Source organism: Rhizobium herbae (assembly GCF_019511375.1).
In the GTDB taxonomy this organism is placed as follows: domain Bacteria; phylum Pseudomonadota; class Alphaproteobacteria; order Rhizobiales; family Rhizobiaceae; genus Pararhizobium; species Pararhizobium herbae_A.
The window spans coordinates 420,101-431,173 of the sequence record NZ_JAEUAO010000001.1 but is presented as its reverse complement, the minus strand read 5'-3'; the positions used below and the strand labels follow the sequence as shown (position 1 = coordinate 431,173).

Here is an 11,073-nt window from a genome sequence, read left to right as displayed (position 1 = left end):
GGCCTAATGGGCTCCTGAGACGAGCGCAAGGACAGCCGGACAGGCATCGGGAGGGTAACGCCCGCACCATCTTCGAGCCTCATGATAGCCTGACGGGTCAAGCACTTCCAGACAAACCGGCGGCAAATCCGGTCTGGTGGGAAGGCAGAACTGAAAAAACACGATGTCACCGGTGACGGGCCGGTTGCGTCAGAAAAAAACAGAGTAAGGATATTGGCACATGGCGGCACTCAAGATCGCGTTCGAAGCACCCGACAATCTCGGCGGGGCATGTCCCGCGAAGGCGCGGGCGATCGATCTGGTTCACCTTGCGAACCAGACAATGGGCGACAAGCTCCTGGAAATCGAAGTGCTGCAGATGTTTGCCCGGCAGGCGCGGCAGCTGATGAAGGAATTGTCGTCCGCCAGTGCCGACATGTCCGGGGCGATCGCGCACCGCCTCAAGGGGGCAGCCCTTGCCGTCGGTGCTTTCGGTGTTGCCGAGGCAGCCGGCGCTGTCGAGGCCGAGCCGGAGCAGGCCGACCATCTTGCAGCGCTGAGCGCGGCCGTGATCGAGGCCGAACTGTTCATCCTGAAGCTCTGCCGTTAGCGGCAGACTTTCCCGGAAACCCCGCAGCGACGAAGGGTCGCGGCAAGAGGCCGGATGCGAAGTCCCTTCGTGTTGACTGGTGTTGCGAATTGTTGGAAGAAACCGGATGAATTTGCCGCGCTCCGCCGCCGCCTCTGCTATGAGGGGCGGCGTGATTGTTCCTGCGGCATACCGATACAACGCCAAGCATCCGGAAAACCAAATGCCCAAACTGACCATCATCGCCTTCGACGGCACGCAGTATCACTTTGACGTTCAAAACGGCTCGACCGTCATGGAAAATGCCGTGCGCAATTCGGTTCCCGGCATCGAGGCCGAATGCGGCGGCGCCTGTGCCTGCGCGACCTGTCATGTCTATGTGGACGAAGAATGGTCGGCGACGGTCGGTGCCCCCGAGGCGATGGAAGAGGACATGCTCGATTTCGCCTACGATGTGAAGCCGACCTCGCGGCTCTCCTGCCAGATCAAGATGAGCGAAGGCCTGGACGGGCTCGTGGTTCACGTTCCCGAGCGCCAGGCCTGACCTTCGGGCGACCGTTCGGTCCTCCCAAGAAAGAGCCCCACTGGTCGCGATCGACGAGCGGGGCTAGGAGGGCGCATCGCAACAGATGAGGGAGGGGAACATCTGCTGCTTCATGACACGCCAGGAGAACGCCACATGCGCAATAACCCGCGCGGCTGAACAATCGGCCGAACACAACAGTCAAGCGCGAAACAATACTTCCAGTTCAAAGTGTCCCGCATGAATGCGGGCCAACCAGGTCCGGGGTGAAGGTGAAGACAGCTCGTTTTTTCTGTTCTTCACTCAATGGTTACACTATATCTGATTCGTTCCATGTTGTTGCATGGTAAAAATCACCAGTGATATTCTGTTGACACTGCAATTTTTTGTGCTGGCGGATGACCTGTGCGCCTGCAGGCTTTGGAACGCCCTAAGAGGTCCCGAAAAAGTGTCCAACGGTTTTCCGATCCAAACCCGCGACAAAACAGGAGAGCCAAGCAGATGAAGCGCTGGCTCGCCGACGACAGACCGCTCAGCGCCGGGCCTTCGTCATCCCGTCGAGTCGGTACTGCAGCAGCCGGATCATGCGGCGGTCGAAATTGGCCGCCTCGGTCCGGTCGAAGCGGGCTTGATCGCGGTCGTGCTGCTGGATCGCCGTCTCGCTCAACCGAGCGACACGCGCCTGCATCCGCTCGCAATCCGATTCCGGTTTCAGGGCCAGAAAATCCTTCTCCAGTTTGCGGGCATGGTTGCGGGCGATCTCGGCGTGACGCTCCTCATGGCGCTTGATATCGCTTGCCAACGTGTCCCAGACCAGCGCCAGATCCCGGTTTGCGGTTTTGCGGTTCTTCCAGCGCGGCAGGATGAGCCTGGTGCTGAGCGTCACCTTGGCGCTGCCGACGGCGCAGCGATTGCCGTGCTTGACATAGGTTACCGTGCCGCCGAACTTGATCCTGGTGGCGCCGGGATGTCGCGCGCCGGTCGAATTCATCATCGGACCGCGCTCCGAAAGCGCCTTGTCCAGTTCTTCGGCCGTGCGGCCCCCTACGGAGAAATAGGTGATGCTCTTGCTTATCACCGTGTCGCCGTATGCCGACGAGGAATGGCCCGCGACGATACTCAAAATCAGAAACGCGGCGAAGGAAATGCGGCCAGTCATCATAGCTTTACAGGTCTCGGCAGTTGAACTTCTCTGGAGCTTGGGGCATAGCCAGCCGCAGCGCAACAGCAAATAGCCGGCATCCCGGACAAAGCGGAAAACAAGAGAACAATCCGAGCCTTTGCCGCAAGGTGTGGCACATTGGCCCTCATTTGTGGTGACGTTGTGTCTGCTGAGGGTGAGGAGGGAGTGAAACCATCATGGACAACGCCTTCGATCCCTTTGAATGGAAACTGGCCCATGGCCGAAAACTCACCCTGGGGCCGGCCGGGCTGCTGATGGCAATCATCAATGTGACGCCGGATTCGTTTTCGGACGGCGGCGCCTATGACGATACGGAAGCCGCAGTCTCGCAGGCCCTGCACTGCCTTGATCAGGGCGCCGCAATCCTCGATATCGGCGGCGAGTCGACACGACCCGGCGCTGCCCCGGTCACGGCGGCCGAAGAGCAGGCGCGCGTCCTGCCGGTCATTGCGGCGCTTGCCGAGCGAACGGATGCGATCGTCTCCGTCGATACCTACAGGGCCGAGACCGCGCGGCTGGCGGTTGCCGCCGGTGCGCATATCATCAATGACGTCCACGGCCTGCAGCGTGAGCCCGATCTTGCGAATGTGGCCGCAGCGACCGGGGCAGGGCTTTGCATCATGCATACCGGCCGCGACCGCGAAAAACTCACAGATGTCGTGCGCGATCAATATCATTTTCTCGAGCGCTCGCTGGAGATAGCGGCTGCTGCCGGTGTCGCGCGTGACCGGATCGTTCTCGATCCCGGCTTCGGTTTTGCCAAGGACACCGACGAGAACGTCGAACTGATGACGCGTTTCAGTGAGCTGCGAGGTTTCGGACTGCCGCTTCTGGCCGGTACGTCGCGCAAGCGCTTCATCGGTGCGATCACCGGCCGCGACGCGCCGGAGCGGGATGTCGGCACGGCAGCCACGACCGCATTGCTGAGAATGGCGGGTGCAGCGGTTTTCCGGGTACATGATGTCGCAATCAACAGGGATGCGCTTCTGGTGGCGGATGCTATGGTGGCGATAAGAAGACGGGCGCAGGAAAAAAACGGGACGGAAAATCAGCCATGACAGCGATCTACACGATCACCCTCAAGAATTGCGCCTTCTTTGCCCGCCATGGCGTTCACGACGAAGAGGAATTTCTCGGGCAGCGATTCTTCGTCGATGCCGAGCTGGATGTCGAGCAGGGAACCGCTCTGATTGAGGATTCCATCGACGATACAGTGCATTACGGTGTCGCCTTCACCGAGATCGAGAAGATCATCACTGGCCGTCGGCGTTATCTGATCGAAGCGCTGGCGCTTGAGGTTGCCACCACGCTCTGTACGGTCTTTCCGCAGATTCGCCGCGCGAAAATATCGATCCGCAAGCCGAACGCACCGGTTCCCGGTGTTCTCGACTATGTCGAAGTGACGGTCGAGCATTTTGCCTGAGATGCCTTCCCATCTGGCGACGCTCGGCCTTGGCGGCAATATCGGTGATCCGGCCGCCTCGATGGCGCGCGCACTGGTGCTTCTCGACACGCGGCCGGACTGCCGGGTGACGCATGTCTCGAAGCTCTACCGGACACCGCCGTGGGGCAAGACGGACCAGGCCTGGTTTTTCAATGCCTGTGCTGCGGTCGAAACCTCGCTCCTGCCCGACGAGCTGCTCGATGCCTGCCTGTCGATCGAGCGCCAGATGAAACGGGAGCGGCTGGAGCGCTGGGGGCCGCGCACGATCGACATCGATGTGCTGACCTATGATAGCCTGAGCCAAAGTTCCCGGACGCTGGAAATACCGCATCCGCGCATGATGGAGCGCGGGTTCGTGCTGAAGCCGCTCGCCGATTTCGCCCCGGACCTTGTCGTGGCCGGCAAATCGGTGGCCGAATGGCTCGAGAGCGCCGATGTCGCGGGCATCGAAGTGGCCGATCCGCGCAGCGATTGGTGGCGGCAGGGCGCGCCTCAATCGGCCGTTTGAAACGCAAAAGAGCCGGACGAGCCGGCTCTCTGCAAACGCCGCTAAAACGCCGGCTATCTCTTGATCGAGCCGACGGCGACGGTATCGAGCTGGCGGTTAAGGCTGACGCCGATTACCGGCACCATCGTGTCCTCCACCTTCACCGAAATGGTGATGTTGAGCGTCGATTCGCCCTGCAGGCGGGCGATCATCGCGCCGTTCAGCTTCTTGCGGTTGATGCCGACGACGACCTTGTCCTTGCCGACATTGCCGGAGACGATATCAAGGCCCTTGCCGTCGGCGCCATCGAGGAACTTGCCACTATAGCTTTTGCCGGACTGGGTGATGACGGCGGACATCGGCTGCTTGAAGACGCCGACGCGGCAGAAGCCGTCGAGCTTGATGCCGGCGGAGCTTCCGTTTGCTTCACCGGTCAGGTCGCAAGTGAATTTCGTGCCCTTGTATTTTCCCGCGACGATCTCGCCCGGACCTTTCCACTGGCCGGAAACCTGCTCGAAAAACGCCTTGTCGTTGGCGCCCGCGAATGCCGGAGAAGCTGCGCAGGCGAGAGCTGCAAGCGAGGCTGCGGCAATGCCGCGAGCGATCAAAGAAGGGCGCGAAAACATAAACGATCCTTGATGGTCGATGTCAGGAATGTGAGGTTACATTTGCACTTAAATGGTTAATGGAGTGTTGCTTCGGCCCTTCGAAAGGTCGGCTTTGAGACTCACGAAATGTTTCATGCGGACTTTCTACCACGCCTGAAATCCTTGGCAATCCTGGGCTTTCACGCGCGCCTCACCGGGATGTGTGCGCGGGTGAGCGGAGTTGCGTTGAAACCGGATCAGGGTTTGTTACGTAGATGCTGATATACAGCGCCGCGCGTCTTATCAGACGCGCAAAGGTCGCTGTACCATTTGGAATCGCTGCATAATTTTATCCTTAGATCGAATAGGGTCTAAGGAATTATGCAGTAAGGAGGCTTGCCATGACCATCATCGACGACATCGAATCGCGTTTGACGCACCATGGTGGCAAGGGCAAGGTGATCTACCGCCACCGGATTGCCACGCGCATCACGCACTGGACCTGGGCGATCGCCCTGTTCTTTCTGCTTTTGAGCGGGCTGCAGATCTTCAATGCCCACCCGGAACTCTATATCGGCAAGCAATCGGGCTTCGAGTTCGACAACAGCGTGCTGTCCATGCGCGCCATGCAGGCCGCCGACGGCAAGATCGACGGTTACACCACGATCTTCGGGCAAAGCTACAGGACGACCGGTATTTTCGGAATGAGCGGACCGGCGGACAATCCCTCCTACCGCGGATTTCCGGCCTGGGCGACGCTGCCATCCTACCAGGATCTGGCGACCGGGCGGGTCATCCATTTCTTCTTTGCCTGGTTCTTCGTGGCGGCTTTCCTCGTCTGGTTCGTCGCCAGCCTGATCAGCGGCCACATTAGCCGCGATATTCTACCGTCCCGCGCGGATATCAGGGGCTTGCCGAAAAGCCTTTCCGATCACCTGCGGTTCCGCTTTCATCACGACGGCCGCTACAACGTCCTGCAGAAGATCGCCTATGCCGGCGTCCTGCTCGTCGTCTTCCCGCTGATCATCCTCACGGGCATCACCATGTCGCCGGGCATGAATGCCGCCTGGCCGTGGCTCCTCGACGTTTTCGGCGGACGGCAGACGGCGCGCACCATCCACTTCGTCTGCATGGCGCTGCTCGTGGCCTTCTTCCTGATCCACATCTTCATGGTCGTTGCAGCCGGTCCGCTTAACGAAATGCGTTCTATCATCACGGGCTGGTATCGCACCGACCCTGAAAAGGAAGAGGAGCACACGGCATGAGCGGGTTCATCATCAATCGCCGCAGGTTCCTCACGCTTGCCGGGGCGGCGGCCTCGACCGTCACGCTCTCCGGCTGTGACGCGTTGGACGGTTTCCTGTCCAGCCAAAGCCCCGTGCGGGATGTCCTTGCTTCGGCAAACAGCCTCACCTACCGGGTCCAGCGCATGCTGATCGATGCCGATGCACTTGCGCCGGAATTCTCGGCGAGCGAGGTGCGTCAGGGACAGCGGCCGAACGGCTCGACCGATCCTACCGATGCGGACTATCTGGGCCTCAAGGAGAAGCAGTTCGCCGACTACCGGTTGACCATCGGCGGGCTGGTCGAAAAGCCGCTGAGCTTCAGCCTGGATGAACTGCGCAACATGCCGGCCCGCACGCAGATCACCCGGCACGACTGTGTCGAGGGTTGGAGCTGCATCGCCAAATGGACCGGCGTGCCGCTCGCAACGATCCTCGACGAGGCCGGGGTGAAGCCGCAAGCGCGCTTCGTCGTCTTCCATTGTTATGACAGCATGGACCTCGGCCTGTCCGGCGCGGTGCGCTACTACGAATCGATCGACCTGATAGACGCACGCCATCCGCAGACCATTCTTGCCTATGGCTGCAACGACGAGGCGCTGCGTGTGGCCAACGGGGCGCCACTGCGAGTGCGCATCGAGCGGCAGCTCGGCTACAAGATGGCAAAATACATCAAGGGTATCGAACTTGCCTCGACGCTCGCGCCGTATGGCAGCGGCAAGGGGGGCTTCTGGGAAGATCTCGGTTACGAATGGTATGCGGGCATCTAAGCAGACTTTCGTTGGCAAGCCAACGATTCATCTGCTTAGCTTTTCTTGGTTGGTTGCAGGTTTTGATCGGAAAACCGTGGAACACTTTTCCGAAACCTGCTTAGCCACCGGTATCGTCGGCGGCTTTCGACCGGGCCGCCCCAGGCGCCAGATCGCCGATGAAATCGCCGATGCCGGGGCGTTTCAGCGCCCGAAACGGCATCGGCCGGCAGAGGTCCATCGCGGCGATGCCGATACGAGCCGTCATCAAGCCGTTGATGACGCCTTCGCCCAGCCGGGCCGACAGTTTGGAGGCCAGACCGTGGCCGAGCACCTGCTGGATCAGGCTGTCACCGACGGCGATCGAGCCCGTGACGGCAAGATGGGCGATGACGTCGCGCATCAGCCGCAGCAATCCGAACGTGCCTGGACGCCCACCGTAGAGGTCGGCCATCGCCCGGATCAGGCGGGCGGACTCATAGATGACGTAACCGAGATCGACCAGCGCACGCGGGCTGACCGCCGTGACGATCGAGACGCGTTTCGAGGCGTTGAGGATGAGCGTGCGGGCTTCGCGATCGAGCGGCGTCAGCAGTTCGCGCTCGGTCAGGTCAAGCAGGTGAGGGCCGTCGATGATTTCGGGTTCGGTTTCCTTGAGGCGCAGGCGTCCGCGTGCCGTCTGCGGTTTGGCGGCAAGCAGATGCGCGAGATGGGCCATCACCTTGCGCGCCGGCTTTGGCGTCGGCGCCAGGCGCGCGTCGATTGCTTCCTGCTTCAGCGCCTGGACGGCGTTCAACCGCATGATACCGGCCAGTTCCCGGGAAATGACGATGAGGAAAGCCAACAGGCCGATTGCGACGACGGCAATCGCGAGATAGCCAAGCCAATCGGCGCGGCTGAAGAGATCGCGCACCAGGCTGTCGAGCCAGAGCCCGACGGCCAGCGAAACCAGAATACCGAAGGCGCCCAGGGCGAGTTTGCCGAAGGAGAAGCGGCGGCGGCGCGGGGTCGCCTCCGCCGGCGCAGGCAGGGCGCTGGTGGTCGCAAGGAACGGGTCGTCGGCATCGGGTGTCATGACGATGTTTTGGTCGAAACTGGCCGGCGAGCGGCGCGCCGGTTCTCGCCGGGCGGGCGCCGTCGATGGTTCGCCTTCGACAGTAAAAACGGCCGGCTTTCGTCTTGGCGTTTTTGGCGTATCGCTCATGCCAGCCGGTCTCCGAACAAAAATTGCATAGTCCGGTCGAGCCTGATGTGCGGCACCGACAACTTCAGTCCGCCGCCGGTTTCCTCGATATGCGGTGGCCGGAAGCGCACGAAGCGCAGGTCGGGAACCAGGCTCTCTTCCGGTTTGGATTCAAGATCCTGAAAAAGTGAATCAGGATTCTCCGGTAAGTCTCCGGTAAATATGGCTGTTTTCCGTTCACCGTCAAAGGTTTCGCCGTTGATCGTCTCGCCGTTGATCGGCGTGCCGACGATAACCGGCAATACATGGCCATCGTGGTTGACCGTCGCCTCGCGGGTTGCCCGGACGGAGGCGATAGCCATCACCTCGAGCCCTGCGCCGCTCACGCCGATGCGCTCGATGGCGCGCTGCACGAGCCGGGCGGCGATCCGTTCCAGGCGATCATGGCTCTCATGGTGCAGATGATCGGCCTTGGTCGCGGCGATCAGCACCTTGTCGATACGCTTCGTCAGGAAGGACGACAGGAAGGAATTGGTACCCGGCCGGAAACTGGCGAGAACATCAGCCAGCGCACCTTCAAGGTCGAGCAGCGACTCCGGGCCGCGGTTGATCGCCTGCAGCGCGTCGATCAGGACGATCTGCCGGTCGATCCGGGCAAAGTGTTCGCGGAAGAACGGCTTGACCACATGGGTCTTGTAGGCCTCGTAGCGTCGCTCCATCATCGCCCAGAGCGAGCCTTTCGGGGCGCGGCCCTCGGGGAGGTTGGCGAGCGGCGAGAATGTGAGAGCCGGTGAGCCTTCCAGATCACCAGGCATCAGAAAGCGGCCCGGCGGCAGCGTTGACAACGAGCGCTCGTCGGATTTGCAGGCCTGCAGGTAGCCGGTGAAGGCTTCCGCCAGCCGCTGCGCGTCCGCCTCGACGGCGGGCGCCGTGAGGTCGAGCGAGGTTGCGAGTGAAAGCCAGTGGGCGGAGAGCTCGGCGCGGATGCCGGTTTTCGCCCGCCCCGCCGTCTTGTTGCTGTACGCGCGGAAGTCCTGGGTCAGCAGCGGCAGATCGAGCAGCCATTCACCCGGATAATCGACGATGTCGATCGAGAGCCGGCCTGGTGAGAACATCCGGTTCCAGCCGCTGGCGCTTTCGTAGTCCAGCGTGATGCGCAACTGCGAAATTGCGCGGGTGGAATCCGGCCAGACGCGATCGCGGACAAGGGCTGCAATATGATCCTCATACTGGAAGCGCGGCACCGCGTCGTCCGGCTGTGGCTCGAGCCTTATCTTCGACACGCGGCCGGAGCGGACAGCCTCGAAGATCGGCAGGCGGCCGCCATTCAGGAGATTGTGGACGAGGGATGAGATGAACACGGTCTTGCCGGCGCGCGAAAGCCCGGTCACGCCGAGCCGCAGCGTCGGATTGACGAAACCGGAAGCGCGATCTGTCAAGGTACCGAGTGCAAGCCGGGCGTCATCGGAAAGGCGGGTCAGGAGTGATGGCAAATTTCGGGCCTCGGAACGCGTTGGCATCTGGCCCGGAGGCCAGCCTGGTCATTTGCGATATAGGACGCCGAAGCGGCCGAAAAAAGTATTGCCACGCGGCATTTACCGGGCATGACATGCCGGATCGAGCCATGCCACAAGCTTACCTGGCGGCAAAATGCCGGCCTGTGGTCGGTCGGGGAAGTCAATCACCGCAAGCGCGCCGGGCGGATATCCGTAAGGGATCGCTGCGGCCTGTTCGCCGAGGACTTCGCGCAGGATTTCCTCGATCACCGGATTGTGCCCGACCACCATCAGCGACGCAGCACCGCTCTGCCCGAGGATGATGTCGCGATAGGCATCTTCGGCGCCGGTATAGAGGGCTTCGATATAGCGGATAGTTCTGTCTTCGCCCATTGCGCACCGGAAAGCCTCTGCCGTCTGCCGGCAGCGAACGGCGGGAGAGCTCAGAAGAGCCGCCGGCGCAAAACCGCGATCCGCCGCCATTCCGCCAATCATTTTCGCGGCGGCAAGACCATCGTCGTCAAGCGTCCTGTCAAAATCCTTCTGACCCGGAAGTGCCCAGCCGGCCTTGGCGTGTCGGAGAAGGTAGAGCCGGAAAGCCGGGGCAGGTGGGGTAGGCATAGGGCGGGATCCCGAAAATGGATCGACGGCAACCGCGTCGATCGCTCGGCTTCAGACGAACTTTGTCCGCTGGCCTTGCGCAAAGATCAAGCCACGGCGATTTGTTTTTCAACAGGCCGGTTATCAGTTGTGTGCCGGAGTGTCGGTTTCAGAACACTGATGCCCGATATGGCGCGTTGGCGTCTTCTTCAGCAGGGGAATTATGCGCCCGTTTTTTGGGCGTCTGCCGTGCCGAAATCGGGCTGTTGCGGATTTTTCCGATCCTGCGCCCGCAACTTTCGGCATGTATGGCTGCTATCGGTTGCAAGACAATTTCGCGAAAAATTTTGAACCTGTAATTTTGATGAAATATTAGCCCGTTAGCCTCGGCACTAAGCAAAGCTTAAAAAACGGTGTGGTATTTTTCAGAGACTTGAAACGGCGCCTGCATGGGTCTATACACCGCCGCAATGAGATGTTCTTCAGGAGAATCGCGTTGAGTGAGAAGATCGATCTTAGTTCCTTTGTCCTGTCCGAGACCGAGGAATTCATGAATACCAACCAGCGTGCATATTTTAGAGCAAAGTTGAACGCTTGGAAAAACGACATCCTGCGCGAGGCGCGTGAGACGCTCGGGCACCTCGCCGAGGAAAGTGCAAACCACCCCGATCTTGCAGACAGGGCATCTTCGGAAACCGACCGGGCGATCGAGCTTCGGGCCCGTGACCGGCAGCGCAAGCTGATTTCCAAGATCGATGCAGCCCTGCAGCGGCTGGATGAGGGAACCTACGGCTACTGTGAGGAGACGGGCGAGCCGATTGGATTGAAGCGTCTCGACGCACGGCCAATCGCCACACTCTCGATCGAAGCACAGGAACGCCACGAGCGACGCGAAAAAGTCTATCGTGACGAATAAGCTTCCGGTCCCAACATTAAAAAAACGGCGCGAACCTCGCGCCGTTTTTTGTTG

The 11,073-nt window shown here is 60.8% G+C and carries 13 protein-coding genes; 8 read left to right on the top strand and 5 right to left on the bottom strand.

All coding sequences use genetic code 11. The annotated features are described in order from the left end of the window. Positions 1–220 precede the first annotated feature (220 nt). Both JNB71_RS02165 and JNB71_RS02160 read left to right on the top strand, forming a co-directional pair. A complete protein-coding gene (locus tag JNB71_RS02165) occupies positions 221–589 on the top strand; it encodes an Hpt domain-containing protein (RefSeq protein WP_220370196.1) in 369 nt (122 codons plus the stop codon). Positions 590–791: 202 nt separating this feature from the next. After that, positions 792–1,112 carry a 2Fe-2S iron-sulfur cluster-binding protein gene (locus JNB71_RS02160; RefSeq protein WP_220370195.1) on the top strand — a complete coding sequence of 107 codons (321 nt, stop codon included), beginning with the start codon at positions 792–794 and terminating at the stop codon, positions 1,110–1,112. 511 nt (positions 1,113–1,623) lie between these two features. On the opposite strand, the gene JNB71_RS02155 is transcribed toward JNB71_RS02160, so the two are convergent. Further along, complete coding sequence (locus JNB71_RS02155; RefSeq protein WP_220370194.1) at positions 1,624–2,253, bottom strand: DUF922 domain-containing Zn-dependent protease; 630 nt, start codon at positions 2,251–2,253, stop codon at positions 1,624–1,626. Positions 2,254–2,450: 197 nt separating this feature from the next. Between JNB71_RS02155 and folP the strand changes: the two genes are divergently transcribed. The 3 genes from folP to folK are packed head-to-tail and all read left to right on the top strand — an operon-like array spanning position 2,451 to position 4,226. Then, positions 2,451–3,332 carry a dihydropteroate synthase gene (folP, locus tag JNB71_RS02150; RefSeq protein ID WP_220370193.1) on the top strand — a complete coding sequence of 294 codons (882 nt, stop codon included), beginning with the start codon at positions 2,451–2,453 and terminating at the stop codon, positions 3,330–3,332. After that, a complete protein-coding gene (folB, locus tag JNB71_RS02145; protein ID WP_220370192.1) occupies positions 3,329–3,697 on the top strand; it encodes a dihydroneopterin aldolase in 369 nt (122 codons plus the stop codon). Before folP ends, folB begins: the two co-directional genes overlap by 4 nt. Position 3,698: 1 nt before the next feature. Further along, the gene (gene folK / locus JNB71_RS02140) at positions 3,699–4,226 is read left to right on the top strand and encodes a 2-amino-4-hydroxy-6-hydroxymethyldihydropteridine diphosphokinase (protein WP_220370191.1); all 528 of its coding nucleotides are present in this window, start codon (positions 3,699–3,701) and stop codon (positions 4,224–4,226) included. A gap of 53 nt (positions 4,227–4,279) precedes the next feature. Here folK and JNB71_RS02135 read toward each other — a convergent pair whose 3' ends face one another. After that, entirely contained in the window at positions 4,280–4,831 is a 552-nt protein-coding gene (locus JNB71_RS02135) for a hypothetical protein (protein ID WP_220370190.1), read from the bottom strand. 362 nt (positions 4,832–5,193) lie between these two features. On the opposite strand from JNB71_RS02135, the gene JNB71_RS02130 reads away from it, so the two are divergent. Then, the gene (locus JNB71_RS02130; protein ID WP_220370189.1) at positions 5,194–6,057 is read left to right on the top strand and encodes a cytochrome b/b6 domain-containing protein; all 864 of its coding nucleotides are present in this window, start codon (positions 5,194–5,196) and stop codon (positions 6,055–6,057) included. Beyond that, entirely contained in the window at positions 6,054–6,845 is a 792-nt protein-coding gene (locus JNB71_RS02125) for a molybdopterin-binding protein (protein WP_220370188.1), read from the top strand. The genes JNB71_RS02130 and JNB71_RS02125 overlap by 4 nt, the downstream gene beginning before the upstream one ends. Positions 6,846–6,945: 100 nt before the next feature. On the opposite strand, the gene JNB71_RS02120 is transcribed toward JNB71_RS02125, so the two are convergent. The 3 genes from JNB71_RS02120 to JNB71_RS02110 all read right to left on the bottom strand — a co-directional run bounded on the left by JNB71_RS02120 (position 6,946) and on the right by JNB71_RS02110 (position 10,124). After that, on the bottom strand, positions 6,946–8,028 hold the full coding sequence (locus tag JNB71_RS02120; RefSeq protein WP_220370187.1) for a YcjF family protein: 1,083 nt from the start codon (positions 8,026–8,028) through the stop codon (positions 6,946–6,948). Continuing rightward, complete coding sequence (locus JNB71_RS02115; protein ID WP_220370186.1) at positions 8,025–9,500, bottom strand: YcjX family protein; 1,476 nt, start codon at positions 9,498–9,500, stop codon at positions 8,025–8,027. The genes JNB71_RS02120 and JNB71_RS02115 overlap by 4 nt, the downstream gene beginning before the upstream one ends. Before the next feature lie 102 nt (positions 9,501–9,602). Further along, complete coding sequence (locus JNB71_RS02110; RefSeq protein ID WP_220370185.1) at positions 9,603–10,124, bottom strand: SixA phosphatase family protein; 522 nt, start codon at positions 10,122–10,124, stop codon at positions 9,603–9,605. Between the two features lie 475 nt (positions 10,125–10,599). Between JNB71_RS02110 and dksA the strand changes: the two genes are divergently transcribed. Next, the gene (gene dksA / locus JNB71_RS02105) at positions 10,600–11,019 is read left to right on the top strand and encodes an RNA polymerase-binding protein DksA (protein ID WP_018324683.1); all 420 of its coding nucleotides are present in this window, start codon (positions 10,600–10,602) and stop codon (positions 11,017–11,019) included. Positions 11,020–11,073: the final 54 nt, after the last annotated feature.